At 72.8% G+C, this 24,205-nt stretch carries 25 protein-coding genes; 11 read left to right on the top strand and 14 right to left on the bottom strand.

The genetic code is table 11. The features are described 5' to 3' along the window. Positions 1 to 7: 7 nt before the first annotated feature. The 6 genes from ACF1AL_RS13825 (at position 8) to ACF1AL_RS13800 (ending at position 6,205) form a co-directional block, all read left to right on the top strand. On the top strand, positions 8 to 1,390 hold the full coding sequence (locus ACF1AL_RS13825; RefSeq protein WP_366838851.1) for a ferredoxin reductase family protein: 1,383 nt from the start codon (positions 8 to 10) through the stop codon (positions 1,388 to 1,390). Positions 1,391 to 1,407: 17 nt separating this feature from the next. Next, a complete protein-coding gene (locus tag ACF1AL_RS13820; RefSeq protein ID WP_391780245.1) occupies positions 1,408 to 2,175 on the top strand; it encodes an FMN-binding protein in 768 nt (255 codons plus the stop codon). A gap of 49 nt (positions 2,176 to 2,224) precedes the next feature. Beyond that, positions 2,225 to 2,962 carry an FAD:protein FMN transferase gene (locus tag ACF1AL_RS13815; RefSeq protein ID WP_391780276.1) on the top strand — a complete coding sequence of 246 codons (738 nt, stop codon included), beginning with the start codon at positions 2,225 to 2,227 and terminating at the stop codon, positions 2,960 to 2,962. A 305-nt stretch (positions 2,963 to 3,267) separates the two neighbouring features. After that, a complete protein-coding gene (locus ACF1AL_RS13810; protein ID WP_366838853.1) occupies positions 3,268 to 3,429 on the top strand; it encodes a hypothetical protein in 162 nt (53 codons plus the stop codon). A 74-nt stretch (positions 3,430 to 3,503) separates the two neighbouring features. Beyond that, a complete protein-coding gene (locus ACF1AL_RS13805) occupies positions 3,504 to 5,318 on the top strand; it encodes an ABC transporter ATP-binding protein (RefSeq protein ID WP_391825986.1) in 1,815 nt (604 codons plus the stop codon). Next, complete coding sequence (locus ACF1AL_RS13800; protein WP_391825985.1) at positions 5,315 to 6,205, top strand: serine/threonine-protein kinase; 891 nt, start codon at positions 5,315 to 5,317, stop codon at positions 6,203 to 6,205. Before ACF1AL_RS13805 ends, ACF1AL_RS13800 begins: the two co-directional genes overlap by 4 nt. A 36-nt stretch (positions 6,206 to 6,241) precedes the next feature. Here the strand turns inward: ACF1AL_RS13800 and ACF1AL_RS13795 are convergent, their stop codons facing one another. From ACF1AL_RS13795 to argC, 7 genes are all read right to left on the bottom strand, one after another. Then, complete coding sequence (locus tag ACF1AL_RS13795) at positions 6,242 to 7,027, bottom strand: zf-HC2 domain-containing protein (RefSeq protein WP_391825984.1); 786 nt, start codon at positions 7,025 to 7,027, stop codon at positions 6,242 to 6,244. Beyond that, the gene (locus ACF1AL_RS13790) at positions 7,017 to 7,601 is read right to left on the bottom strand and encodes a sigma-70 family RNA polymerase sigma factor (protein ID WP_366838857.1); all 585 of its coding nucleotides are present in this window, start codon (positions 7,599 to 7,601) and stop codon (positions 7,017 to 7,019) included. The genes ACF1AL_RS13795 and ACF1AL_RS13790 overlap by 11 nt, the downstream gene beginning before the upstream one ends. Before the next feature lie 40 nt (positions 7,602 to 7,641). Next, positions 7,642 to 8,184: an arginine repressor gene (locus ACF1AL_RS13785; RefSeq protein ID WP_391657746.1), complete on the bottom strand. Its 543-nt coding sequence runs from the start codon at positions 8,182 to 8,184 to the stop codon at positions 7,642 to 7,644. Positions 8,185 to 8,191: 7 nt separating this feature from the next. Continuing rightward, positions 8,192 to 9,388 carry an acetylornithine transaminase gene (locus ACF1AL_RS13780; protein WP_391780249.1) on the bottom strand — a complete coding sequence of 399 codons (1,197 nt, stop codon included), beginning with the start codon at positions 9,386 to 9,388 and terminating at the stop codon, positions 8,192 to 8,194. Further along, complete coding sequence (argB, locus tag ACF1AL_RS13775) at positions 9,385 to 10,293, bottom strand: acetylglutamate kinase (protein WP_366838860.1); 909 nt, start codon at positions 10,291 to 10,293, stop codon at positions 9,385 to 9,387. Before argB ends, ACF1AL_RS13780 begins: the two co-directional genes overlap by 4 nt. Next, on the bottom strand, positions 10,290 to 11,441 hold the full coding sequence (argJ, locus tag ACF1AL_RS13770; protein WP_391825983.1) for a bifunctional glutamate N-acetyltransferase/amino-acid acetyltransferase ArgJ: 1,152 nt from the start codon (positions 11,439 to 11,441) through the stop codon (positions 10,290 to 10,292). The genes argB and argJ overlap by 4 nt, the downstream gene beginning before the upstream one ends. An 88-nt stretch (positions 11,442 to 11,529) precedes the next feature. Further along, a complete protein-coding gene (argC, locus tag ACF1AL_RS13765) occupies positions 11,530 to 12,558 on the bottom strand; it encodes an N-acetyl-gamma-glutamyl-phosphate reductase (protein WP_391821566.1) in 1,029 nt (342 codons plus the stop codon). Positions 12,559 to 12,722: 164 nt separating this feature from the next. Here argC and ACF1AL_RS13760 point away from each other — a divergent pair, with 164 nt between their 5' ends. Beyond that, positions 12,723 to 13,181 carry a carboxymuconolactone decarboxylase family protein gene (locus ACF1AL_RS13760; RefSeq protein WP_366838863.1) on the top strand — a complete coding sequence of 153 codons (459 nt, stop codon included), beginning with the start codon at positions 12,723 to 12,725 and terminating at the stop codon, positions 13,179 to 13,181. A gap of 28 nt (positions 13,182 to 13,209) precedes the next feature. Here ACF1AL_RS13760 and ACF1AL_RS13755 read toward each other — a convergent pair whose 3' ends face one another. After that, a complete protein-coding gene (locus ACF1AL_RS13755) occupies positions 13,210 to 15,684 on the bottom strand; it encodes an alpha-L-arabinofuranosidase C-terminal domain-containing protein (protein WP_391825982.1) in 2,475 nt (824 codons plus the stop codon). A gap of 134 nt (positions 15,685 to 15,818) precedes the next feature. Here ACF1AL_RS13755 and ACF1AL_RS13750 point away from each other — a divergent pair, with 134 nt between their 5' ends. After that, positions 15,819 to 16,268: a DUF6314 family protein gene (locus ACF1AL_RS13750; protein ID WP_391705567.1), complete on the top strand. Its 450-nt coding sequence runs from the start codon at positions 15,819 to 15,821 to the stop codon at positions 16,266 to 16,268. Positions 16,269 to 16,331: 63 nt separating this feature from the next. Here ACF1AL_RS13750 and ACF1AL_RS13745 read toward each other — a convergent pair whose 3' ends face one another. After that, on the bottom strand, positions 16,332 to 16,925 hold the full coding sequence (locus ACF1AL_RS13745) for a histidine phosphatase family protein (protein ID WP_391825981.1): 594 nt from the start codon (positions 16,923 to 16,925) through the stop codon (positions 16,332 to 16,334). 66 nt (positions 16,926 to 16,991) lie between these two features. Beyond that, on the bottom strand, positions 16,992 to 17,435 hold the full coding sequence (locus tag ACF1AL_RS13740) for a GNAT family N-acetyltransferase (protein WP_366838866.1): 444 nt from the start codon (positions 17,433 to 17,435) through the stop codon (positions 16,992 to 16,994). Positions 17,436 to 17,609: 174 nt separating this feature from the next. Between ACF1AL_RS13740 and ACF1AL_RS13735 the strand changes: the two genes are divergently transcribed. Then, positions 17,610 to 17,825: a DUF1918 domain-containing protein gene (locus ACF1AL_RS13735; protein WP_366838867.1), complete on the top strand. Its 216-nt coding sequence runs from the start codon at positions 17,610 to 17,612 to the stop codon at positions 17,823 to 17,825. A gap of 1 nt (position 17,826) precedes the next feature. Here ACF1AL_RS13735 and ACF1AL_RS13730 read toward each other — a convergent pair whose 3' ends face one another. Further along, positions 17,827 to 19,044 carry a glycoside hydrolase family 10 protein gene (locus ACF1AL_RS13730; protein ID WP_391825980.1) on the bottom strand — a complete coding sequence of 406 codons (1,218 nt, stop codon included), beginning with the start codon at positions 19,042 to 19,044 and terminating at the stop codon, positions 17,827 to 17,829. 171 nt (positions 19,045 to 19,215) lie between these two features. Between ACF1AL_RS13730 and ACF1AL_RS13725 the strand changes: the two genes are divergently transcribed. Both ACF1AL_RS13725 and ACF1AL_RS13720 read left to right on the top strand, forming a co-directional pair. After that, positions 19,216 to 20,076, top strand: a complete 861-nt coding sequence (locus tag ACF1AL_RS13725) for a 3-hydroxybutyryl-CoA dehydrogenase (RefSeq protein WP_366838869.1) — start codon at positions 19,216 to 19,218, stop codon at positions 20,074 to 20,076. Positions 20,077 to 20,320: 244 nt separating this feature from the next. After that, complete coding sequence (locus ACF1AL_RS13720; RefSeq protein ID WP_366838870.1) at positions 20,321 to 20,578, top strand: hypothetical protein; 258 nt, start codon at positions 20,321 to 20,323, stop codon at positions 20,576 to 20,578. A 66-nt stretch (positions 20,579 to 20,644) separates the two neighbouring features. Here ACF1AL_RS13720 and ACF1AL_RS13715 read toward each other — a convergent pair whose 3' ends face one another. The 3 genes from ACF1AL_RS13715 to ACF1AL_RS13705 all read right to left on the bottom strand — a co-directional run bounded on the left by ACF1AL_RS13715 (position 20,645) and on the right by ACF1AL_RS13705 (position 24,069). Next, a complete protein-coding gene (locus ACF1AL_RS13715) occupies positions 20,645 to 21,175 on the bottom strand; it encodes an NUDIX hydrolase (RefSeq protein WP_366838871.1) in 531 nt (176 codons plus the stop codon). 85 nt (positions 21,176 to 21,260) lie between these two features. Continuing rightward, positions 21,261 to 22,601 (bottom strand): transcriptional regulator, encoded by a 1,341-nt coding sequence (locus ACF1AL_RS13710; protein WP_366838872.1) that lies wholly within the window; start codon positions 22,599 to 22,601, stop codon positions 21,261 to 21,263. A 400-nt stretch (positions 22,602 to 23,001) separates the two neighbouring features. Then, a complete protein-coding gene (locus ACF1AL_RS13705; protein ID WP_391702042.1) occupies positions 23,002 to 24,069 on the bottom strand; it encodes a PP2C family protein-serine/threonine phosphatase in 1,068 nt (355 codons plus the stop codon). Positions 24,070 to 24,205: the final 136 nt, after the last annotated feature.

The following is a 24,205-nucleotide window of genomic DNA, read 5'->3' as shown; positions in this document are numbered from 1 at the left end:
AGGAACCGTGAGCACCACGCTCGCCGGCGGCCGTGCCGCCCGCCGCCAGACGATGCGCCGCATCCGGCCGCGCCGCTCCCCTGCCGCCGTCCTGCTGTTCGCCGTGGCCGCGGGCGCGGCGGCGGTGCTGTGGCTGTGGTGGCGCAACACGCCGTCCATCGCGGACGACACCGGCCGGATCCTGGGCGCGGGCCGGATCACCGGGCTGCTGGCGGGCTATCTGATGGCCCTGGTCGTGCTGCAGATGGCCCGGGTGCCCGCGCTGGAGCGCCGGGTGGGCTCCGACCGGGTGGCCCGCTGGCACGCGATGAGCGGCCGCTACACGCTCTGCCTGGTGCTCGCCCACATCGTGCTGATCATGTGGGGGTACGCGCTGCAGGCGGGCCGGTCGGTCACGGACATCGTGCGGCAGACCGTCGACTCGGTCACCCAGCTGCCCGACATGGGCAAAGCCGCGATCGGCACCGGACTGCTGCTCGTCATCGGGCTGCTGTCCGTCGGCGGCGTCCGCCGCCGGCTCGGCTACGACACCTGGTACCACGTCCATCTGCTGACGTACGCAGCCGTGTTCCTGACGTTCTGGCACCAGATCAGCACCGGCAACGACTTCGCCGTCGAACCCGCCGCGAAGACCTTCTGGTACGGGCTGTACGGCACGGTCACCGCGCTGGTGCTGTGGTACCGCATCCTCACCCCCCTCCGCCTGAACCTGCGGCACCGCATGCGGGTGGAGGCGGTCGTCGAGGAGACGCCCGGCATCGTGTCGGTCCTGATCGGCGGCACCAAGCTGCACCGGATGGGCGCGGAGGCCGGGCAGTTCTTCCGCTGGCGGTTCCTCGCGCCGGGCATGCGGTTCAGCTCGCACCCGTACTCGCTGTCGGCGGCGCCCCGCCCCGGCATGCTGCGGATCACCGTGAAGGCGATCGGCGACCACAGCTCCCGGCTGCGCGACCTGACGCCGGGCACCCGGGTGTGGGCGGAGGGGCCCTACGGCGCGCTGACCGCCCAGCGGCGCAGCCGCGGCAAGGTGCTGCTGGTCGCCGGCGGTGTCGGCATCACCCCGATGCGGGCCCTGTTCGAGACGCTGCCCGGCGCGGCCGGGGACATCACGCTGCTGTATCGGGCCAACAGCACCCAGGACCTCGCGCTGTGGGACGAACTCGCGAAGATCGCCGACGAGCGCGGGGCACGCCTGATGTACGCCGTGAACAGCCCGGACGGCGAACGCCCCGACATCTCCCCCGAGTCGCTGCGCCGCAAGATCCCGGACGTCGACCACCACGACGTCTTCCTGTGCGGCCCGCCCGGGTTCGCCCAGTCCGTGTACGAGGCGCTGCGCGGCGCGGGGGTCCCCGCCCGGCGTATCCACCACGAGTCGTTCGAGATGTGAGCGGGAGCCGCGAACCGATGAGGAAGAGTCACCCCGTACGGCGTGCCGTGCTGGCCACCGCCGCCACCGTCTCCGGTGTCGTCCTGCTGCTGACGCTCAAGCCCGCCTCCGACCCGGCCTCGGCCGAGGCCGGCGCCGTCGCACCGCCGCCCGGGGCGGCCCGGCAGTCCGCGCAGGGCGGCAGCGCGGCCGCCGCCTCGGGCACGGTCACCGGGGACGCGGCCCGCACCCAGTACGGCACCGTGCAGGTCCGCCTCACCGTCGCCGGCGGCCGGATCACCCGGGCGGAGGCGGTGCAGGCGCCCAAGGGCGGCCACAGCGACGAGGTCACGGCGATGGCCGTGCCGAAGCTGAACCAGGAGGCGGTCGCGGCGGGCGGCGCGGACATCGACGCGGTGTCCGGGGCGACGTACACGAGCGCCGGGTACAAGCAGTCGCTGCAGTCGGCGCTGGACAAGCTCGGCGCGGCGAAGGGACCGGCGGCCACGCCGCCCTCGGCTCCCGCGCAGGGGGCGCGGACCGTCACCGGCACGGTGGCGCGGACGCAGTACGGGCCGGTCCAGGTGCGGATCACGGTGAGCGGCGGCCGGATCACCCGGGCGGAGGCCGTGCAGGCGCCCAAGGGCGGCCTCAGCGACCAGAAGACGGCGATGGCCGTGCCGAAGCTCGACCAGGAGGCGGTCGCGGCGGGCAGCGCCGCCATCGACGCGGTCTCCGGCGCCACCTACACCAGCGAGGGCTACCGGCAGTCCCTCCAGTCCGCCCTGGACCAGGCGGGTGGCTGACCCGGTGGCCGAACAGACTCCCGCCGCGGAGCGCCGGGTGGAGGAGGTCATGGGGACGGTCTTCTCCTTCGACGTCCGCGGCGGGGACCCCGACGCCGTGCGGGCCGCGCTCGACGAGGCGGTCGCCGGGCTGCACCGCGCCGACGCGGTGTTCAGCACCTACCGCGACGACAGCCAGCTCTCCCGGCTGGCGCGCGGGGAGCTGACCGTCGGCGCCTGCGACCCGGAGGTCGCCGAGGTGCTGGAGCTCGCGGCGCAGGCGGAACTGGTCAGCGACGGCTGGTTCAGCCCCCGCTACGGCGGCCGGCTCGACCCGACCGGCGTGGTCAAGGGCTGGGCGGCCGAACGCGCCGCGCGGGTCCTGGCGCTGGCCGGGGCCAGTGGGGTGAGCGTCAACGGCGGCGGGGACGTGCAGATGTACGGCACCCCGGGCCCGCAGCGGCCCTGGCGGGTCGGCATCGCGGACCCGATGCGCCCCGGCGGCCTGGCCGCGGTGATCTCCGCGGCGGGCACGGACCGGCTGGCGGTCGCCACCTCCGGCACGGCGGAGCGCGGCACGCACATCATCGACCCCCGCACCCGCCGCCCGGCGGTCACGGACCTCGTCGCGGTGACGGTCACCGCCCCCTCCCTCACCTGGGCCGACTGCTGGGCCACGGCGGCCTTCGCGATGGGCTCGACGGCGGCCCTGCCCTGGCTGGAGTCCCTGCCGGAGGTGGAGGCCCTGCTCATCACGGCAGGAGACGAGGTCCGCTGCACAAGCGGATTGGCGGAACGACTGGGCTGACGACGGGGGTCGCGGGGGGGTGACGACGGGGGCGACGATGAAGGCGTCCCACGGCCCGGGCCGATCCGACCTCCGTGCTGCCGCGCCGACGCCGGCACGCTCACCGCCCGGCCACGCCCGAGGCCGACGCCGGCACGCTCACCGACCCGCCACGCCGGAGGCCGACGCCGGCCGGCCCCACCCCACGGCCGGCCACCGCGCCGCAGCGAAGGTGTTTCGGGATTTCTGCGCCGGGAGCCATCCGAAAGCGGGGCCGGGACGTATCCCTTGTGGACCGAGTTCCACGGGTTTCCAGGAGGGACACCATGGCCATCTTCCGTCATCTCATGCCCGCCAAGCACCGCGGCAACGGCAAGGACACCTCGCGCCACGACACGACCAGGCACGGGCACCGCCGCCAGACCAGCGGTCACGGCGACTCCCACCGCCACGACCACGGCAGCGGCCACGGCCACCGCGGTTACTGAGCGCACCCGAGAGCCGAGCGGACCGGTCCCCTCTGGACCCGGTCCGCTCGGCCGGACCCCGAGGAATCCACGCCATGGCGCATCTCCTGCGGCGTCTGCTCTCCGTGGCCGAGTCCCCCGACACCGTGGTCGCGGCCGCGCCCCCCGTCCCGCCGCGCGAGGTGTTCCGCCGGTTCTGGCCCTACACCCGGGGCGGCCGGCGCTGGCTCGTACCGCTCGCCGTCTTCAGCCTGGCCGGTCCCGCCGTCGACGCCGCGGAGATCTGGCTCTTCAAGAGCGTCGTGGACGATGTGCTCGTCCCCCGCGACCTGCACCCCTTCCTGTGGATCGCGCCCGCCTACCTGGGGCTCGTCGTGTGCTCCGGCGTGCTCGGCTTCGCCGACGACGTGACCTCCACCTGGGTCGGCGAACGCTTCCTGCTCACGCTGCGCTCCGATGTGTTCCGGCACGTCCAGGGGCTGTCCCTCGGCTTCTTCGAACGCCGCCGGCTCGGGGACGTGCTGGCGCGGGTCACGGGAGACGTCGACGCCGTGGAGACGTTCCTGCTGTCCGGGGTGGCCGACGCCCTCTACTACGTGGTGCGCATGGGTGTCTTCCTCGCCCTGCTGTTCTGCCTGCGCTGGGACCTGACCCTGCTGGCCCTGGTCATCGTGCCGCTGTTCTGGGCCGCCGCCCGGCACTTCTCCCGGCTGGTCAAACAGGCCTCCCGCGAGCGCCGGCGGCTGAGCGGTTCGGTCAGCGCGATCGCCGAGGAGTCGCTCGGCAACGTCGCCCTGGTGCAGGCGTACAACCGGCAGGGGTGGGAGGAGCGCCGCTTCGAGCAGGAGAGCCTCGGCCGGTTCCGCGCGGCGATGGCCTCGGCCCGCATCCGCGCCGTCTACGGCCCCGTCGTGGAGGCCATCGAAGTGGCCGGCGGCCTCGCCGTGATGGGCCTGGGCACCTGGCAGCTGACCCAGGGCCGGCTCACGCTCGGCGGCCTGCTGGTGTTCCTGGCGCTGATCGGCAAGCTGTACGGCCCGGTGCGCGGCCTGTCCCGTCTCGGCACCACCTTCTACGCGGCGTCCGCCTCGGCCGAGCGCATCATCGAACTGCTCGACCAGCGGCCGCAGGTCACCGAGGCCCCGCACCCCCGCCGGATCCACCGCGCACGCGGCGCCGTGGAGTTCGACGGCGTCGGATTCCGCTATCCCGGAGCCTCCTCCTTCGCGCTGTGGGACGTCTCCTTCCATGTCGCGCCCGGCGAGACGCTGGCGCTGGTGGGGGCGAGCGGCGCCGGCAAGTCCACGGTCGCGAAACTGCAGTTGCGCTTCTACGACCCCGACCGGGGAGCGGTCCGGCTCGACGGCACGGACCTGCGCGACCTGGCCCTGACCGACGTACGCGAGAGCGTCGCGGTGGTGCTCCAGGAAACGCTCGTCCTGCACGGCACCGTCCGGGACAACATCGCCTACGGCCGGCCCGGCGCGACGGACGCGGACATCGTCGCGGCGGCGCGCGCGGCGGACGCGCACGAGTTCATCGAACGGCTGCCGGAGGGCTACGACACGATGGTCGGCCAGCGCGGGCGGACCCTGTCCGGCGGTCAGCGCCAGCGGCTGGCGATCGCCCGCGCGATGATCAGGGACGCGCCGGTGCTGCTGCTCGACGAGCCGACCACCGGGCTGGACACCCGCTCCGGCCTGCGGATCATGGAGCCGCTGCGCCGGCTCATGGCCGGGCGGACCACGATCGTCATCTCCCACAACCTGCTCACCGTGCGGGACGCCACGCGCATCGTGGTGCTCGACCACGGCCGGGTCGTGGAACACGGCGCCCATGAGGAGCTGCTCGGCCGGCGCGGGACGTACACCCGGCTCCACCGGCTCACCGCGGACGGAGTGCTGTCATGACCATCCTCCCGGCCCCGCCGAAGGCCCCTGAGCCCCTGCCTGCACCCTCCCCGCCCCTGCCGCCCGGTGCCCGGCCCGCCCCGGGCTACGAGATCCTGGCGCATCTGACCCGCACCGGCTGGCTCGACGTGTACGACGCGTGGAGCGAGGAGAGGGCCTGCCGCTGTGTGATCAAGACGGTGCGGCCGGACCGCCGCGGCGAGGGGCGGCTCACCGCCCGGCTGCTGCGGGAGGGCCGGTGGCTGCGGGAGTTCACCCACCCGCACCTGGTGCGGGGCTACGCCGCCTTCACCCGGCCGCAGCCGCTCGTCGTTCTGGAGACCGTCACCGGTGAGACGCTGTCCCATCTGGTGGACCGGCTGCGGCGCCGCCCGGCCGCCTCCGACCTGGCGCTGCTCGGGGTGCAGCTGTGCTCGGCGGTGCACTACCTGCACGGCCGGGGGCTGCTGCACCTGGACCTGAAGCCGGCCAACGTGGTGGTGGACCGCGGGCATGTGAAGGTGCTCGATCTGAGCGTCGCGCGGCCCGCGGGACCGGCGCCGGCGGGCCTCGGCACCTGCTGCTATCTCTCCCCCGAGCAGGCCCGAGGCGGTCCGCTCACCCCGGCCGCCGACGTCTGGGGCGTGGGCGTCACGCTGTACGAGGTGGCCTGCGGGCAGGTGCCGTTCCCGTGCGGGCGGAGCACGGACGGAGACGACGGCCCCACCGGCGGCGGGGTCGACGAGGCGGTGCGCGCGGCAAGGACCGCGCCGCCGATACGGTCGCGGCGGCGTCTGCCACCGCCGCTGGCCGCCGCCGTCGACGCCTGTCTGCACCCCGACCCCGCCGCCCGGCCCACGGTCGGCGCACTGGCGGCGGCCTTGGAGGCGACCTTGCCCGGCGACTGACCGGACCCCGCCCCTGTCTGCCTCCCTACGGAAGGGTCACGTCTCCCAGGACGGCTCGGACCCGCTCGGGGTGAGCACCCGGCCGGTGTGCAGCTCGGCCGTGGCGAGGACCCTGCCGTCGGAAGAGGTCAGCCGGGCGTCGGAGAGCGTGGACAGGCCGCCGCCGTGGACGGCGGCGCCCCACTCGGCGCGGCCGTCGCGCAGGTGGAAGTCGCCGACCACGACGGTCGTGCCGTCCTCGCGCTGCAGGACGCAGGTGACCTTGCCGGTGTACCCGGCCCCGGCCGGCAGGCGCAGGGAGACGAAGACCCAGCCGGGGCTGCCCGGGTGGGCGTAGACCTCGCCGACGCGGTGCCCGGCCGCGGTCATGGACCCGACGAGCATGGGCTCGGAGCGGACGGCCGGCGCGGGCGGGGCGGTGGCCGCCTCGACGGCGGTGCCGACGCCCCAGCCGGCGAAGCCGGCGGCGACGGTGAGGGCGGTCGCGACCGCTGCCGTCCGCAGCCGTCGCCGGCGGGCGCGGCCCCCGAAGCCGAGGCGCGCGGCTCCCGTGGCCCGGACCGGTCCCGGCCCCTGCGCGGCCGTGACCTGGTGGGCCAGGCGGCGCGCCACACGGGTCTCGAAGCCGACCGGCGGTTCGCGGTCGGGGAGCAGGCCGATCAGGCGGTCGCCGACCAGGGTGAGCTGCCGGACGTGCTCCCGGCAGTCGGCGCACCGGTCGAGATGGGCGATCGCCCGGGCACGCTCGCGGCCGGCCAGCACCCCGAGCGCCAGCTCGGCGCTGAGCTCCCGCACCTGCTCGCAGGTCAGGTCACCGGCCATGGTCGCCTCGCTTCGCCGCCAGGGTGGTGCGGAGCTTCGCCATCGCCGCCCTGATCCGCGTCTTGGCGGTGCCCAGCGGGATCCGTTCGGCCTCGGCGACCTGCTGCGCGGTCATCCCGTAGACGCCGGCCAGTACCAGGGCGCGGGCCTGGCCCCGCGGCAGCCGGGCCACGGCGGCCCTCAGCTGGGCGGACGCCTCGTCGGCGAGCGCCCACTGCTCGGGCGTCTCGGTGACGGCGCCGAGCAGGACGTCGAGGTCCTCGGGGGCCACCGGTTCACTGCGCCGCGCCCGGACGGCGTCGATGGCGAGGTTGTGCGCGATGGTCGTCAGCCATGTGGTGACCGAGCCGCGGCGCGAGTCGTAGATCTGCGCGTGCCGCCAGGCACGCTCGAACGTCTGCTGGGCGACGTCCTCCGCCAGCCGCTCGTCCCGGGTGACGGCCAGGGCGACCCCGAAGACCCGGTGCTGGAACCTGCGGACGAAACCGACCGCCAGTTCCGGGTCCCCGGTGGCCAGCCCGGACAACAGCGCGTCGTCCGGGAGGCGCCCCACGGGAAACTGCACAGCCGACATACCCCTCTATACGGATGAGGGGCCCCGTCGGATTGCCCGGTCAGTGACCGTTTTGTGCGAGTCGCAGCAGATGGTCGGCGAGCGCCTGCCCGCCCGTGGGGTCCCGGCTGATCAGCAGCAGCGTGTCGTCGCCGGCGATGGTGCCGAGGATGTCGTGCAGTTCGGCCTGGTCGATCGCCGACGCCAGGAACTGCGCCGCCCCGGGCGGGGTGCGCAGCACCACGAGGTTCGCGGAGGCCTCCGCGGAGATCAGCAGTTCCTGCGACAGCCGCCGCATCCGCTCTTCCTTCGCCGACTCCCCGAGCGGGGCGCGCGGGGTGCGGAAGCCGCCCTCGCTGGGCACCGCGTAGATGAGGTCGCCGTCGGTGTTGCGGATCTTCACCGCGTTCAGCTCGTCGAGGTCGCGGGAGAGCGTCGCCTGGGTGACGCTCAGCCCGTCGTCCGCGAGCAGCTTCGCCAACTGGCTCTGCGATCGCACCGGTTGCCGGTTGAGGATGTCCACGATCCGGCGGTGGCGTGCGGTGCGCGTCTGCGGCACGGCAGGTCCGGCGATCCCGTTCCCGTGGTCCTGCGCCTGGCTCATCGTCGTCTCATTCTCCGGCTCGTCCGTCCCCGTCGACCTGCGCGAGGATGCCGGGCAGCGCCCCGAGGAACGCCTCCACCTCGTCGTCGCCCAGATTCAGCGCCGGCATCAGCCGTACGACGTCGGGGGCGGGCGCGTTCACCAGGAACCCGGCCTCCTGGGCCGCCTGCTGCACCTGTTGCGCGTGCGGTCCGGTGAGCACGATACCCAGGAGAAGCCCCGCGCCCCGGACATGACCGATCATGGGGTGGCCGAGGGCCTCGATTCCGGTGCGCAGCTTCTCGCCCTGCCGTTTGACGTTCTCCAGCAGGCCCTCGTTCGCGATCGTGTCGAGGACGGCGAGGCCGGCGGCGCAGGCGACCGGGTTGCCGCCGAAGGTGGTGCCGTGGTGGCCGGGCGCGAGCAGGTCCGCGGCGCGCCCGAAGGCGACGGTCGCGCCGAGCGGCAGGCCGCCGCCGAGCTGCTTGGCGAGGGTGACGACGTCGGGCAGGACGCCCTCGTGGGCCTGGTAGGCGAACCAGTCGCCGGTGCGGCCGATACCGGTCTGCACCTCGTCCAGGACCAGCAGCGCACCGGTCGCCGCGGTGATCGCGCGGGCGGCCTTCAGATAGCCGGCGGGCGGGACGACCACGCCGTTCTCGCCCTGGATGGGTTCGAGGACGACGAGGGCGGTCTCTTCGGTCACGGCCGCGGCGAGGGCCTGCGCGTCGCCGTACGGCACGTGGGTGACGTCGCCGGGCAGCGGCCGGAAGGGGTCCTGCTTGGCGGGCTGGCCGGTGAGGGCGAGGGCGCCCATGGTGCGGCCGTGGAAGCCGCCGGTGGTGGCGACCATGTGGGTGCGTCCGGTGAGCCGGCCGATCTTGAAGGCGGCCTCGTTGGCCTCGGCGCCGGAGTTGCAGAAGAAGACGCGGCCCTCGCGCCCGAAGAGCTGCAGCAGCCGCTCGGCGAGGGCGACCGTGGGCTCGGCCAGGAAGAAGTTGGAGATGTGGCCGAGGGAGCCGATCTGCCGGCTGACCGCCTCGACGATCGCGGGATGGGCGTGGCCGAGGGCGTTGGTGGCGATGCCGCCGACGAAGTCGAGGTAGTCGCGGCCGTCGGCGTCCCACACCGTGCTGCCCGCGCCGCGCACCAGGGGCAGACGGGGGGTGCCGTAGTTGTTCATGAGCGCGCTCTGCCACCGCGCGGTCAGTTCCTCGTTGCTCATGACTCCCCCTCGGTGTCTGCGTCGGGCACGACCATCGTGCCGATGCCCTCGTCGGTGAAGATCTCCAGCAGGATCGAGTGCTGGACCCGGCCGTCGATGACGCGGGCGGTCGTCACGCCGTTGCGCACGGCGTGCAGGCAGCCCTCCATCTTCGGGACCATGCCGGAGCTGAGCTCCGGCAGCAGCTTCTCCAGTTGGGAAGCGGTGAGGCGGCTGATCACCTCGTCCGAGTTCGGCCAGTCCTCGTAGAGGCCCTCGACGTCGGTGAGGACCATGAGGGTCTCGGCGCCGAGGGCGGCGGCGAGGGCCGCGGCCGCGGTGTCGGCGTTGACGTTGTAGACGTGCCCGTCGTCCTGGGAGCGGGCGATCGAGGAGACGACCGGGATGCGGCCGTCGGCGAGCAGCGCCTCGATCGCGCCGGTGTCGATGTCGGTGATCTCGCCGACACGGCCGATGTCGACCTGCTCGCCGTCGATCTCGGGGGTGTGCTTGGTGGCGGTGATGGTGTGGGCGTCCTCGCCGGTCAGGCCGACGGCGAGCGGGCCGTGCTGGTTGAGCAGCCCGACCAGTTCGCGCTGCACCTGCCCGGCGAGCACCATCCGTACGACGTCCATGGCGTCCTCGGTGGTGACGCGCAGGCCGGCCTTGAACTCGCTGACGATGCCGTGCCGGTCGAGGGCGGCGCTGATCTGCGGGCCGCCGCCGTGCACGACGACCGGCTTGAGGCCGGCGTGGTGGAGGAAGACCACGTCCTGGGCGAAGGCGGCCTTCAATTCCTCGTCGACCATGGCGTTGCCGCCGAACTTGATGACGACGGTCTTGCCGTTGTGCCGGGTCAGCCAGGGCAGCGCCTCGATGAGGATCTGCGCCTTGGGCAGCGCGGTGTGCTTGCGGGTGGGTGTCATGAGGAGTAGGCGCTGTTCTCGTGGACGTAGTCGGCGGTGAGGTCGTTGGTCCAGATGGTGGCGGTCTCGGAGCCGGCGGCGAGGTCGGCGACGATGTGCACCTCGCGGTAGCGCATGTCGACCTTCTCGCGGTCCTCGCCGACCGAGCCGTTCTTGCAGACCCAGACGCCGTTGATGGCGACGTTGAGTCGATCCGGCTCGAAGGCGGCCTTCGTCGTGCCGATCGCGGAGAGCACACGGCCCCAGTTGGGGTCCTCGCCGTGGACGGCGCACTTGAGGAGGTTGTTGCGGGCGATGGAGCGCCCGACCTCGACGGCGTCGTCCTCGGTCGCGGCATTGACCACCTCGACCTTGATGTCCTTGCTGGCGCCCTCGGCATCGCCGATGAGCTGCCGGCCGAGGTCGTCGCAGACCGTGCGGACGGCCTCGGCGAAGTCGGCGTACTCCGGGGTGAGACCGGAGGCGCCGGAGGCGAGCAGCAGCACGGTGTCGTTGGTGGACATGCAGCCGTCGGAGTCGACCCGGTCGAAGGTGACCTTGGTGGCGGCGCGCAGGGCCTTGTCCAGCGTCTCGCTGTCGAGGTCGGCGTCGGTGGTGATCACGACGAGCATGGTGGCGAGGCCCGGGGCGAGCATGCCGGCGCCCTTGGCCATGCCGCCGACGGTCCAGCCGTCCTTCGTCACGACGGACGTCTTGTGGACGGTGTCGGTGGTCTTGATGGCGATGGCGGCCTTCTCTCCGCCGTGCTCGGAGAGCTGGGCGGCGGCGGACTCGACGCCGGGCAGGACCTTGTCCATGGGCAGCAGGGTGCCGATGAGGCCGGTGGAGCAGACGGCGACCTCGCCGGCGCCGATGTTCAGCACCTCCGCCACCTTCTCCGCGGTGGCGTGGGTGTCCTGGAAGCCCTTGGGTCCGGTGCAGGCGTTGGCGCCGCCGGAGTTCAGGACGACGGCCGTGAGCTGCCCGCTCTTGAGGACCTGCTCCGACCACAGCACGGGAGCGGCCTTGACGCGGTTGGAGGTGAAGACGCCGGCGGCGGCGCGGCGGGGGCCGGTGTTGACCACGAGGGCCAGGTCGGGGTTGCCGTTCTCCTTGATCCCGGCGGCGATGCCCGCCGCCGTGAATCCCTTCGCTGCCGTCACACTCACTGTGTCTCCTCGTTCGCTTCTCCGCCCGTGCAGCGCAGAGGTGCGGGCATCATGGTCGTCTGCGGGCCGGTGGCTGCACGCGCGTCGCTCACGGCGCAACTCCGATCGTCGTCAGCCCGGTGCTCTCGTCGAGACCGAGGGCGATGTTCATGCTCTGGACGGCACCGCCGGCGGTGCCCTTGGTCAGGTTGTCGATGGCGCTGATCGCGATGATCCGCCCGGCGGCCTCGTCGTGGGCGACCTGGACCTGGACGGCGTTGGAACCGTGGACGGACGCGGTCGCCGGCCACTGGCCCTCGGGCAGCAGGTGCACGAAGGGCTCGTCGGCGTAGGCCTTGGCGTAGGCGGCGCGGACGGAGTCCGCGGTGACGCCCGGGCGGGCCTTCGCGCTGCAGGTGGCGAGGATGCCGCGGGGCATCGGCGCGAGGGTCGGCGTGAAGGAGATGCTCACCCGCTCCCCGGCGGCCGCGCTGAGGTTCTGGATCATCTCGGGGGTGTGCCGGTGGACGCCGCCGACGCCGTACGGCGACATGGAGCCCATGACCTCGCTGCCCAGCAGGTGCGGCTTGGGGGCCTTGCCCGCGCCGGAGGTGCCGGAGGCGGCGACGATCACGGCCTCGGGCTCGGCGAGCTGGGCGGCGTAGGCCGGGAAGAGAGCGAGGGAGACGGCGGTGGGGTAGCAACCGGGGACCGCGATGCGCTTGGACCCCTCCAGCGCGGCGCGGCCACCCGGAAGTTCGGGGAGGCCGTAGGGCCAGGTGCCGGCGTGCGGGGAGCCGTAGAACGTCTCCCAGTCGGCGGCGTCCTTCAGCCGGAAGTCGGCGCCCATGTCGACGACGAGCACGTCCGGGCCGAGCTGCTCGGCGACGGCGGCGGACTGGCCGTGCGGCAGCGCGAGGAAGACGACGTCGTGGCCGGCGAGGGTTTCGGCGCCGGTCTCGGCGAGAGTGCGGTCGGCCAGCGGCAGCAGGTGCGGCTGCAGGGCGCCCAGCTTCTGGCCGGCGTTGGAGTTGCCGGTGAGGGCACCGATCTCGACCTCGGGATGGGCCAGGAGCAGGCGCAGCAGCTCCCCGCCTGCGTATCCGCTCGCTCCGGCGACCGCCGCGCGTACTGCCATGGAATCCTCCTCGTGGATGGCATGACTATACGCAGCGCTGCACGTTTATGCAACGCCATGAATCACTATGCGGACGGGCGGCGAGGGGGGCCGCGCGGGGCGATCCGTGGTCTCGCGTGGCGGGGCTTGTGGTGGAGTGCGCTCCAGCTTCTACCGTTCCCCACATGACCGACCAGCAGAGCACCACCCGTGACGAGCGTTACGCCCAGGGCCTGGAGGTCCTCAAGAGGATCGACGGGGAGGCCGGGCAGCGGGTCGTCGACTCCCTCGCCGACATCAGCCCCGAGCTGGGGCACCAGGTCGTCGCCTGGGGCTTCGGCGAGATCTACGCCCGCCCGCAGCTGGCCCCGCGCGACCGCCAGCTGGTCACCCTCGGCATGCTGACCGCCCTCGGCGGCTGCGAACCGCAGCTGGAGGTGCACGTCAACGCGGCCCTGAACGTCGGCCTCACCCCCGAGCAGATCGTGGAGGCGCTGCTGCACTCCGCCGGGTACTGCGGCTTCCCCCGGGCCCTGAACGCCACGTTCGTCGCGAAGAAGGTGTTCGCGGAACGGGGGCTGCTGCCCGTCGGACAGCAGCCCCCGCAGGAGTCCTCGCAGGAGCCCCCGGCCACCCCTGCCTGAAAGACCCCCGCCGGAAAGGAGCCCCCGGCTACCTCTGCCTGATCCGCAGGAAGGTGACCGAGTTCGCGGGAAAGGTGTAGGTGAACCTCGGGGCGACCCCCGTCACGGTCGACGTCACCGGGGTGACCGGTGTGTTCGTCTCGCTGTTGACGGCGTCCGCGGCGGCGGCCAGCGTCGTCGCCGTGGCGCGGGAGGCGACCTTCGCGCCGCCCAGGTCGATCGCGGTGCGGGCCGCGGTGTCCTGGGCGTTGACCACCTTCACGATCAGCTCACCGGTGGCCTGGTCCCGGGTGACGACCTGGCGGAACGGCTCGGCCGGCTTGTCGTCGGTGAAGCTGCCCCACTGCTGCCCGTCCAGGAAGAGGGTGACCTGGCGCCCGCGCACCTTGATGTCGATGTCGTAGGCGCGGCCCGTCTCGATCGATCCGGCCTTGGCGAGCAGCGTGCTCTTGCCGCCGTCGGCGGCCTGCTCGACGGCGGACTGGGTGTTGTTCCAGCCGCCGAGGTTCCACCAGTAGTAGTTGCCGGTGTCCTTGACGCCGAAGGCGACGAGGAAGCCCTCCTTGCCGGACTTCTTGGTGGCCTTCACGTGCAGGTCGTAGTCGTGCCAGGCGGGGTCGCCGGCCTGGACCATGGTGTTCTCGGCCGTGGCGTCCGTCTGCACGTACTGGCCGTCCTGGACGCTCCAGCTGCCGCCGCCGGTGTGGGTCCAGCGCGAGGCGCCGGCGGAGAAGTCGTCCCCGAACAGGGCGGTGCCGTCGGCCGCGGTGACCGACACGTCGTCGTACGCCGCGCTGGTCGCCCAGGTCGACAGGCCGATGGCGCCGGTGATCGGCCCGCTCACGCTCGGCGTGCCGGACGCCCGGGACGGGACGACCCGGTCGCCGGTGTTGTTCATGAACAGCTTCTGGACCTCGTAGTTGGCCGAGCCCCAGGACGCGTGGTTGTTGAACCACACCAGGTCGGGCCGCCACTGGACGTAGTCCTCGTTGGCGAACAGCGGGGCGTAGGAGGCGAGCTTGACGACGTCGGCGTTGCGCTCCAGGCCGGTCATGTACGCGGCCTCGGACAGGGCGTTGCTCCAGGCGTTGCCCTGGGAGGCGTACTCGCCGAGGAAGACCTTGGGGCCGCTTCGGTCGTAGGAGTCGTAGCGGTCGTTGTTCTGCAGGAACCACTGCGGGCTGTTGTAGTAGTGCTCGTCGACCAGGTCGACGCCGGCCTCGCGGTTCAGCTTCCAGGCGGTGTCGAAGGTGGTGCCGCTGTCGTCGGGGCCGGAGTTGGAGATGACCTTCACGTCCGGGTACTTCGCCTGGATCGCGGCGCGGAACCGCTGGAAGCGGGCGAAGAACTCGTCCGGCAGGTTCTCCTCGTTGCCGACCTCGATGTGGGTGAGGTGGAAGGGCTTCGGGTGGCCCATGGCAGCGCGTACCTTGCCCCAGGTGGAGGTGGCCGGGCCGTTGGCGAACTCGATCAGGTCGAGGGTGTCCTGGATGTGCCGTTCGAGCAGGGCGTCGTCGGTGACGGCCTTGTTCTGGCCGCAGCCGGTCACCAGCGCCGGGACCACGGGCAGCGGCATGGCGCCGATGTCCTCGGCGAGACGGAAGTACTCGTAGTAGCCGAGGCCGTAACTCTGGTTGTAGCCCCAGAAGTTGGCGTTGGTGGCGCGCTGTTCGACGGGGCCGATCGTGTCCTTCCACTGGTAGGCGCGGGCGCGCTGCCAGCCGGAGGCGGCGCTGTAGTCCTGCATGGAGCCGGTGTTGACCAGGCAGCCGCCGGGGAAGCGGACGAAGCCGGGGTGCAGGGCCTCGATCTTCTCGGCGAGGTCCTTGCGCAGCCCGTTGGGCTCGTGCCGGTAGGTGTCGCGGGGGAAGAGCGAGACCATGTCGAGCGCGGCGTCGGCCGAGGAGGCGACGGTGAGCCGGCCGTAGCTGCTGGTGCGGCGTGCGGTGAAGGTGGCGGTGTACTTGGTCCAGCCGCCCCGGACCGCGACCTCGCGGGTGGCCGCCAGCGGCCCGGCGGCGTCCCGCAGGCCGACGGTGAGGGTGGTGCCGCCCGCGGCGCGGGCCCACACCGAGAAGTCGTAGGTCTTGCCCGCCTCGACGCGGATGCCGGTGTTGTAGCCGGCGTTGGTGACCGACGAACCGGCGCCGAGGGACAGGTAGCTGCGGTTGCGGTCGTTCAGGCGGCCGTCGTCGTCCATGACCCGCGCGGTGCCGTCGACGGTCCACGCGGTGAGCGGGGTGTAGGAGCGGTTGTCGGCGGTGGAGTACTCGAAGGACCGGTTCTGCACGAGTTCGGCGTACAGCCCGCCGTCGGCGGCGCGGTTGATGTCCTCGAAGAAGACGCCGTACATCGTGTCGTCGATCGCCGCGCCCCGCGCGGTGGGGTCGACGGTGATCGTGTAGTCGGCGACGGTGGCGGCGTGCGCGGGGGCGGGCAGCACGGCGGTCGCGGTCAGCAGGGCGGTGGCGCTCAGACCGAGTCCGAGGCGGGTGCGTGACATGGATACTCCGCGGCTCTGCGCTCCGGAGGAGCGTTGTTCGAAATACCGGACATTGGTCAGCACTTCGAACGGCAAGATAGAGAGGGGGCGGGTACGCGTCAATGGGTCGCGCAGCAACCACGGAGAACGACGTGATGGGTGAGTTCTGGCCGGTTCCGGACACGCTGGGCTATCTCGCCGGAACCTGGCGGGTCGAGCGGACCGTGCGGGACCTGGCGAGCGGTGACGAGGGCCGGTTCACCGGGACGACCGACTTCGACGCCCTGGACGGCGGCGGACTGCTGCACCTGGAGTCCGGCACGTTCGTCTGGCAGGGCGTGGCGCGGCCCGCCGAACGGACGCTGCGGTTCCTGCCGGGGGCGGCGCCGGGGACCGCGGACGTGCGGTTCGCGGACGGCCGCCCCTTCCACGACCTGGATCTCGGCACGGGGCGGTATGTCGCCGACCACCCGTGCGCGGCCGATCTCTACCGGGGCGAGTTCACCGTCCGAGACGCGCAGCACTGGCGGACGGTGTGGCGGGTGCGGGGCCCCGCCAAGGACCTGCTGCTCACGACGGACTACACGCGGACGGACGGCACCTGACCGGGCCGTATGTCAGCGCATCCCGGTTTTCCCTCTCCCCCGCGCGTCGGTCCGTCCCCGGTCCTACACGCGCGCGGACCGCACGGGCTCGGCGTCGAAGCGCAGGTTCCAGCGGCCCGACCGGCCGGACACCGTGGTCGTGGACAGCGGGCGGACGTCGAGGTTCCAGTACGTCGACGGCGGCGCCTTGAGGGCGTACACCAGCGCGGCACGGATCACGGACGGCTCGGCCACGGCGACGATCCGGCAGCCGTCCTCGACGGGCCGGGTGTCCAGCCAGTCGCCGACCCGGGTGATGAAGGCCACCAGGGACTCCCCGCCGTGGGGCGTGACGCGCGGGTCGGCGAGCCAGCGGTCCACCGCCTCCGGCTCACGGGCCATGGCCTCCCCGAGGGTCAGCCCGCGCCAGCGGCCCATGTCGCAGTCCCGCAGCGCGAGCTGCACCAGCGGGGCGTAGCCGAGGGCGTCGCCGGTGGCACGGCTGCGCGGGGTCGGCGAGCAGTAGCGCAGCTCGGCGGCGGCCAGCGGCAGCAGATCTCCCGCGACGCGGCCCACCTCCTCCCAGCCGGCCTGGTCCAGCGGCCGGTCGTCCTGGAAACGCTCCGCGAGCAGCGCAGTGCTGCGGGCGGCCGCGACGAACGTGACCCGAAGTGGCATGCCGGGATCGTGAGCCGCGCAAGGCCCCTGGTCAAGAGGTGTTACCGGAGGGTCACCGAGGGTGTCTCACCCGAAACTCAGCGCCATCCACTGGTCCGGCCGCTCCAGTGGCGCGAAACCGGCCTTCTCGTACACCCCGTGCGCGTCGTGCGTGGCGAGCAGCAGGCGCCGCAGCCCCAGCGGCCGCAGATGCTCGCGTACGGCGGCCACCAGCGCGGTGCCGATGCCCTTGCCGCGCACCGACCGGTCGACGTAGACGTCGCACAGCCAGGCGAAGGTGGCCCGGTCGGTGACGACCCGGGCGTAGGCCACCTGCTCGCCCGAGGCCGTGTCGTAGACGCCGAAGTTGAGCGAGCCCGCGATGGCGCTCTCCTGCTTCTCCCGCGGACGGCCGAGCGCCCAGTAGGCGTCGGTGGACAGCCAGTGGTGGACGCGGGCGACGTCGAGGCGGGCGGGATCGGTGGAGAGCTCGTAGCCGTCGGCGAGCGGCGGGGTGTCGGTGTCGGTCATGGCCGGATCCTCGCAGACCCGCGCGGGCACCCACCCGGCATTTTCGGCCCGCGGCGGCGGGGGCGCCGCCGCCGTGCGCCGGCCGCCGCCGAGCCGGTTGCAGTCGGACCGGGCGCTGCCCACACTGGTGTCGTCGGCGCCGCTGCTCCCGCACATGGTGAGGAGGCCCCACTGATGCGAGCAACCGTGGGCGACCAGCTTGTCCAGCACGGCAGGGTGGTCGGTCAGCACGACAAGGTCGGCGAGATCGTGGAAGTGCTGGGCCAGGAGGGCAACCCGCCCTACCGCGTCCGCTTCGACGACGGCCACGAGGGCGTGTGCTCGCCCGGCCCGGACACCGAGATCCGCCACCGGGCGTCGAGCATGCCGGACATGCCGAAGATGCAGTAGGTCAGCGCGGGGGATTCGCCGGCTGCCCGTAGTGGTCGGCGACCACCCGTGACATCGCCCCGAGCGGATCGGCGGCGACCTCCTTGGCGGAGAAGAAGACGTGCCCGCACACCTGCGGGTACTTCTTCGCCAGCGTCAGGTGCCGGGACAGCTCCGCCGGGTCCTGCCAGGCCGCCGGCTGGGCGGGGTCCCCCACCTTGTACAGCGCCTCCCCCACGTACAGCCGCGTCGGCGTGCCCTGCGCGACCTGCGCCCACCAGGGCACCAGCGTGGCGTAGTCGGCCGCTTCCAGGCCGATGTTCCAGTACAGCTGCGGCACCAGGTAGTCGACCCAGTGCTCGCGCACCCAGGTCCGGGTGTCCGCGTACAGGTCGTCGTAGGACTGCACCCCGGCCCGTGTGTCCGAGCCCCGGGTGTCGGTGGAGGAGTTGCGCCACACCCCGAACGGGCTGACCCCGAACCGGGTGGTGGGGCGCAGCGCCTTGGTGCGGGCGCCCATCTCGCGGATCAGGCTGTCGATGTTGTGCCGGCGCCAGGCGGCCCGGCTCGGGTGGCCGCCGCCGTAGGTGTCGTAGGCCTCGTCGTCGTCGAAGGTCTGGCCGGCCACCGGGTAGGGGTAGAAGTAGTCGTCGAAGTGGACCCCGTCGAGGGGGTAGCGGCGCACCGCGTCGAGCATGGCGTCCTCGACGAAGGTGCGCACCTCGGGCAGCCCGGGGTTGTAGTAGAGCCGGCCGCCGTAGCTCACCACCCAGTCGGGATGCCGGCGGGCCGGGTGCGTGGCGACGAGGCGGCTCGGGTCGTCGTGGTTGGCGACGCGGTAGGGGTTGAACCAGGCGTGCAGCTGCAGGCCGCGTGCGTGCGCCTCGGCGACGGCTGTGCCGAGCGGGTCCCAGCCGGGATCCTTGCCCTGGGTGCCGGTCAGGTACTGCGACCACGGCTCGTACGGCGAGGGCCACAGCGCGTCGGCCGTCGGCCGCACCTGGAAGATCACCGTGTTCAGCCGCCGCCGCACCGCCGTGTCCAGGTGGCCGAGCAGCTCCGCGCGCTGCTCGGCCGCGCTCAGCCCCGGCTGCGAGGGCCAGTCGCGGTTCTCCACGGTCGCCAGCCAGACGCCGCGCAGCTCGGCGGCGGCCCGGCCGTGGCCCCGCGCCGGCGTCGCGCCGAGCGCCAGCGTCGACAGCGCGGCCGCCGCGAACGCCCGCCTGGTCAGTCGTCCCATCGCCTCAACCCCCTACGTCATGGATCCGCTCGGTCACGGATCGTCACCGGGAGTTCAGGATGCCGCACCCCGCCGATCGATCATCGATACTTCGCGGTAACGTGCACGATCGGAGCAGGCGTCCGAACCCGGAGGCCCTGTGAGTGCCCGTGGATCAGCGAAGGGGACGATGTGACCGACATCGAGCGCGTCGGAGTCGTGGGCTGCGGCCAGATGGGCGCGGGGATCGCCGAGGTGTGTGCGCGCGCCGGTCTGGACGTGAAGGTCGCCGAGACCAACGGCGAGGCCCTGGAGATCGGCCGTACCCGGCTGTTCAACTCCCTGGCCAAGGCCGCCGAGCGCGGCAAGATCAGCGAGGAGGAGCGGGACGCGACCCAGGCGCGCCTCAGCTTCACCACCGATCTCGGCGAGTTCGCCGACCGCGACCTCACGATCGAGGCGGTCGTGGAGAACGAGCAGGTGAAGATGGAGATCTTCCAGGTGCTCGACCAGGTCGTGACCCGCCCGGACGCGATCCTGGCGTCCAACACGTCCTCCATCCCGCTGGTCAAGCTCGCGGTCGCCACCTCCCGGCCCGACCATGTCGTGGGCATCCACTTCTTCAACCCGGCCCCGGTGCAGAAGCTGGTCGAGCTGGTCCCGGCGCTGACGACCTCCGAGGGCACGCTCAGCCGCGCCCAGATCTTCGCGGAGAAGATCCTCGGCAAGCACACGATCCGTGCGCAGGACCGCTCCGGCTTCATCGTCAACGCGCTGCTGGTGCCCTACCTGCTGTCCGCGATCCGCATGTTCGAGTCGGGCATCGCCGGCCGCGAGGACATCGACAACGGCATGGAGATGGGCTGCGCCCACCCGATGGGCCCGCTGAAGCTCGCGGACCTGATCGGCCTGGACACCGTCGTGTCGATCGCCAACTCGATGTACGCCGAGTACAAGGAGCCGCTGTACGCCGCTCCCCCGCTGCTGCAGCGCATGGTCGAGGCGGGCCGGCTCGGCCGCAAGACCGGCTCGGGCTTCTACACCTACGGCTGAGCACACCACGCCCCCTTCGTGTGATCCGGCGGCGCGCGACCCGGAGCCGATCACGCAGCGCGACATCCGGACGGGCCCGGCACCCACAAAGTGCCGGGCCCTTCCGTTTCACACACCGTGTGCGCGCCGGGCACGCATATGCCCGCCGCACACTCTCCCCAGGCGCCGACCAGGCGAGTTGACTCTTCATGCACATGCAAGGGACGCACCGTGCTCCCTTCGCCCACCGGAAAGGAGTGGACACGTGAGCGCCGACTCCGGCCGTTCCGTCGCCCCGGGAGACCTCGCAGAGTTACGACGCCGGCTCGACGTGGCGTACGCCCGCGTCGAGGGCGGGCTGGCCCTGCTCAGTCATCGCACCGAGGAGACCGCCAAGGAACTGGACGAGCTGAACAGCCGGCTCGCCACCCTCGAACACGCCCGCTGGCCGCTGCCCTCGCTGGCCGCGCTCACCGCCCTGGGCGCGCTGATCGTGGCCGTCTGGCAGGTGCTCGCCCGCTAGGGGGTGTCTCGTCGGATCCGGCGGGGCCGAGGACGGGGCCGGGCCCGGGGCGGTGCGGCGCGCGGCCTAGGCGGGCCTGAGGTGGTGCAGCAGGAGTAACGCGGCCGCCATGTTGGCGGCCGGGACCTCCCCACGGGCGATCAGGTCGGGGACGACCTTCAGCGGGACCCATTCCCGGCGGTCCGACTCGAAGTCGTCCACGGGATGCCCGACGTACTCCCCCGTCCCGGACCAGTAGATGTGGTGCCGGGCGTCGGTGAGGCCGTTGGACGGCTCCACGCTCATCAGGTGGTGCAGGGGCCCCGGCCGCCAGCCGGTCTCCTCCTGGAGTTCACGGGCGGCCGCGGCGGCGATGTCCTCGCCGTCCTCCACCACACCGGCGGCCAGTTCCCACCCCCAGCTGTCGGTGATGAAGCGGTGCCGCCACAACAGCAGTACTTCGCCCGCCTCGTTGACGATGGTCGCCACCGCCACGGGGCGCAGCCGGATCAGGAAGTGGTCGAGATGCCGGCCGTCCGGCAGCTCGACATCGGCCAGGTTGACGCTGAACCAGCGGTTTGCGTACACAGTTTGTTCGTTCTGTTTCGTCCACTGCACGGTTCTGCCACCTTCCGTCGGGTCAGTGGCAATATCGCAGCAGGGACGAGCCGGGCCCACCGTGCCGCCGGTTCGGCGCCGGGGTTCACAGCGGCACGCGCAGTGCCCCGTCGATCAGTTCGGCCGCCTCGGCCGTCCCCGCGCAGCCGCTGCGCGCCAGGTGTTCGCGCACCGCGCGGAGCCGGTCGCGCAGCCGCTGGGACTCCATCCCGCGGGCCTGCTCGGCCATCTGCACCGCCGTGGCCACCGCCTTGTCCGCGTTGCCCTGGCGCAGTTCGATCGTGCTCAGCATCGCCAGCCGGTGCACCCGGCCGCGGTCGTGGGCGGGGTTGTCCACGGCCGCCGCCGCGTGCTCCCCGGCCCCCTGCAGATCGCCGAGGCTCAACAGCGCCTCCGCCACCTGCACGTTGACCAACCCGGGCTGGACATAGCCGGTCTCGTCCGGTTCGTACCCGCGCCGGATGCGTTCGGCGGCCTGCTCGGCCCGCCGGATGCAGGACAGCGCGCTGCCGCCGTCGCCGAGGTGGGCGTACGCCTTCGCCTGCATCGCGTACAGGTCGGAGGCGAGCGCGGGGGTGATGTGCCGGTCGGCGGCGCGCACCGCGGCCTCGGCGAAGGCGACCGCCTGCCGGTACTCCTTCATGAACAGCGACTGGTTGACCAGCAGCGCTATCACATACGCCCCGAGTCCCCGGTCCCCGCTGGCCTTGGCGAGCCGCAGCGCCTGGTGGAAGTAGCGCTGGGCCAGCCCGTGCGCGTCCGAGTCGTACGCACAGATGCCCGCTACGGCCACCAGCCCGCCCGTCGCGCGGTGCAGCTGGCGGCCGGTGGCGTCGGTGTAGCCGCCCCGCAGCAGCGGCGCGGCCTCGGCGTTGAGGAATCCCACGATCCGCGACCGGGTCGCGACGCCACCGGTCTTGCGGTACATCTGCTCGTAGTGCGCCCGGGCGGCGCGCAGCATCTCGATGTCGGCCGGGGTGACCCGGTGCCGGCCCCCGCGCGAGACGTCGACGTCCTCCGGCGGGTTCTCCCACTCCCACACCGGCATCACCGCGGGTGTCCCGGTCACCGCGGGGGCGCCCAGCACGTGCGGGCGCTGCTGTTCGTCCGACCGCCACAGCGCGGTGGCGCGCTCCACGAAACCGGACAGGGAGGTGCCGTGCGGGGTCTGCGGCTCGCCGGGGACGCCGAGGCCGATGTCGTCCAGGGTGACGGGGCGGTGCAGGCGCCGGGCGAGCACCTCGCAGATCAGGTCGGGCACCTGGCCGCGCGGGCGCTGCCCCTTCAACCAGCGGGCGACGGCGGTGTGTTCGTAGCGCAGGGCGAGTCCACGGGCGCGTCCCGCCTGGTTGACGTGCGCGGCCAGGCCGGCGTGCGAGATCCCCGCCTCGTCCAGGATCGCGTCGAGCAGTGTGTTGGGCTGCATGGGTTGGCCCCCCGGGTGGCTCGGTGCCCGACAGAGTAGTGTGTCCCGCTTCACACGGGGTGTGAACGGAGTACGCGCATCCGCCGCGTGCACGCGGTGTCGCTCCGCGTGTCCGTCGGCTTGAATGGGCCCCCTCGCAAGAGGCCCGGCCGGGCCCCGGCTCCCCCTCATAAGTGCGGTGCCCGGCCGGCGGCGAGCGCCTCCGGCGGCTTGGCGGGGGCGAGACGGCGCCAGGGGGCTAGGGGGTGTCTCGTCGATCACGCCGGGCTCGCGACGCCTGGCACCGCACCTCGCCGCGTTGTCGTCGGTCCCCGATGCTCCGCATCGACTCCCTCCTCCGCCTTGCGATGCACGGCACCAGACGCCGCTCCCTGATCCGGCGTGATCGACGAGACACCCCCTAGAGGTGCTGGGTCGGCTGCGGGTGCGGCGTGGTCGCTCGCGCGGTTCCCCGCGCCCCTTCGGGGCGTCGGCACGCACGCTCGTTGCGCAGGATCAGGAGGGCGATGTCGTCCGTGGGCAGGCCCGCCGTGTGGCGCAGGAGTGCCGTCAGCAGCGTGCGCAGCATGGTCTCCGGGGTGAGCGGCGAGCCCCTCGCCGCCCCGGCCAGTGCCGCGCGCAGCGGGAAGAAGCGGCCCCGGCGGTCGCGGGCGTCCTCCGCGCCGTCGGTGAAGAGCACCAGCATCCCGCCGGCCGGCAGGTGACCGCAGGACACGGGCGGCAGTGCGGGCGGGAGCGGGAACGGGCCCAGCGGGGGCAGCGGATCCGCGTGTTCCAGGGGCTCCACGCGGGGACCGGTGACGCGGTACGGCCACGGGTGGCCGCAGTTCAGGGCATGCACGCTCCCGTCGGGGGCGATCTCCAGGAGCAGCAGGGTCACGAACTCCTCGGCGACCGGGCTGTCGGCGACCGCGGGGCCGGCCGACGGGTGCTCGCGGCGCGCCCGTTCGCGCAGGTGCCGGGCCAGCGTCCGGTCCAGGCGGCGCAGGACTCCGCCGAGGTCGGGTTCGTCGTGCGCGGCCTCGCGGAAGCTGCCGAGGACCGCGGCGACGGTGTCGAGCGCGGCGAGCCCGTGCCCGCGCACATCGCCGATGACCGCCCGCACGCCGTGCTCGGTGGCGACGACCTCGTACAGATCGCCGCCGACGCAGGCACCCCGTTCGGCCGGGAGCTGGGCGGCGGCCAGGTGCAGCCCGTCGATGCGGGGCGGGAGCGGGCGGACCAGGACCCGCTGGGCGGCCCGGGCGATACGGCGTATCCGCGTCAGTTCCTTCAGCAGGGTGCCGCGGACGTGCGCGACGATGCCGGTGCCGACGGCGAAGAAGACGGCGCTGGTGGCGATGCGCGCGCCGAGACCGTCCTGCTGGGCCAGCGGGCAGGCCAGTTTGTAGGTGACCGCCGCGGCACCCCAGGCCGTGGGCAGCCCGAATGCGGCGGCCCGGCGCAGCGGCAGCCTGATGCGGAACATGTCGTCGGCCCCCCTATCAGGCCCTGACAGCGCAAACGGACCGGCCTCGAAAGGCCGGTCCGATTGTGTCGCCGCTTGAGCCGCAACGGCCGGGTCCGCCGGATACCTCACCCGTATGAGTGAGGTGGGAGCCCCG

Source organism: Streptomyces sp. NPDC014801 (assembly GCF_043082085.1).
Classification (GTDB): domain Bacteria; phylum Actinomycetota; class Actinomycetes; order Streptomycetales; family Streptomycetaceae; genus Streptomyces.
The sequence above is the reverse complement of the archived record's forward strand: the minus strand, read 5'-3'. Positions and strand labels throughout refer to the sequence as shown.

Excerpts from the sequence above, each read along its gene's own strand:
- ACF1AL_RS13820 (WP_391780245.1), top strand. The coding sequence starts at position 1,408 with ATGAGGAAGAGTCACCCCGTACGGCGTGCCGTGCTGGCCACCGCCGCC.
- ACF1AL_RS13815 (WP_391780276.1), top strand. The coding sequence starts at position 2,225 with ATGGGGACGGTCTTCTCCTTCGACGTCCGCGGCGGGGACCCCGACGCC.
- ACF1AL_RS13810 (WP_366838853.1), top strand. The coding sequence starts at position 3,268 with ATGGCCATCTTCCGTCATCTCATGCCCGCCAAGCACCGCGGCAACGGC.
- ACF1AL_RS13805 (WP_391825986.1), top strand. The coding sequence starts at position 3,504 with ATGGCGCATCTCCTGCGGCGTCTGCTCTCCGTGGCCGAGTCCCCCGAC.
- ACF1AL_RS13800 (WP_391825985.1), top strand. The coding sequence starts at position 5,315 with ATGACCATCCTCCCGGCCCCGCCGAAGGCCCCTGAGCCCCTGCCTGCA.
- ACF1AL_RS13795 (WP_391825984.1), bottom strand. The coding sequence starts at position 7,027 with ATGGCCGGTGACCTGACCTGCGAGCAGGTGCGGGAGCTCAGCGCCGAG.
- ACF1AL_RS13790 (WP_366838857.1), bottom strand. The coding sequence starts at position 7,601 with ATGTCGGCTGTGCAGTTTCCCGTGGGGCGCCTCCCGGACGACGCGCTG.
- ACF1AL_RS13785 (WP_391657746.1), bottom strand. The coding sequence starts at position 8,184 with ATGAGCCAGGCGCAGGACCACGGGAACGGGATCGCCGGACCTGCCGTG.
- ACF1AL_RS13780 (WP_391780249.1), bottom strand. The coding sequence starts at position 9,388 with ATGAGCAACGAGGAACTGACCGCGCGGTGGCAGAGCGCGCTCATGAAC.
- argB (WP_366838860.1), bottom strand. The coding sequence starts at position 10,293 with ATGACACCCACCCGCAAGCACACCGCGCTGCCCAAGGCGCAGATCCTC.
- argC (WP_391821566.1), bottom strand. The coding sequence starts at position 12,558 with ATGGCAGTACGCGCGGCGGTCGCCGGAGCGAGCGGATACGCAGGCGGG.
- ACF1AL_RS13760 (WP_366838863.1), top strand. The coding sequence starts at position 12,723 with ATGACCGACCAGCAGAGCACCACCCGTGACGAGCGTTACGCCCAGGGC.
- ACF1AL_RS13755 (WP_391825982.1), bottom strand. The coding sequence starts at position 15,684 with ATGTCACGCACCCGCCTCGGACTCGGTCTGAGCGCCACCGCCCTGCTG.
- ACF1AL_RS13750 (WP_391705567.1), top strand. The coding sequence starts at position 15,819 with ATGGGTGAGTTCTGGCCGGTTCCGGACACGCTGGGCTATCTCGCCGGA.
- ACF1AL_RS13745 (WP_391825981.1), bottom strand. The coding sequence starts at position 16,925 with ATGCCACTTCGGGTCACGTTCGTCGCGGCCGCCCGCAGCACTGCGCTG.
- ACF1AL_RS13740 (WP_366838866.1), bottom strand. The coding sequence starts at position 17,435 with ATGACCGACACCGACACCCCGCCGCTCGCCGACGGCTACGAGCTCTCC.
- ACF1AL_RS13735 (WP_366838867.1), top strand. The coding sequence starts at position 17,610 with ATGCGAGCAACCGTGGGCGACCAGCTTGTCCAGCACGGCAGGGTGGTC.
- ACF1AL_RS13730 (WP_391825980.1), bottom strand. The coding sequence starts at position 19,044 with ATGGGACGACTGACCAGGCGGGCGTTCGCGGCGGCCGCGCTGTCGACG.
- ACF1AL_RS13710 (WP_366838872.1), bottom strand. The coding sequence starts at position 22,601 with ATGCAGCCCAACACACTGCTCGACGCGATCCTGGACGAGGCGGGGATC.
- ACF1AL_RS13705 (WP_391702042.1), bottom strand. The coding sequence starts at position 24,069 with ATGTTCCGCATCAGGCTGCCGCTGCGCCGGGCCGCCGCATTCGGGCTG.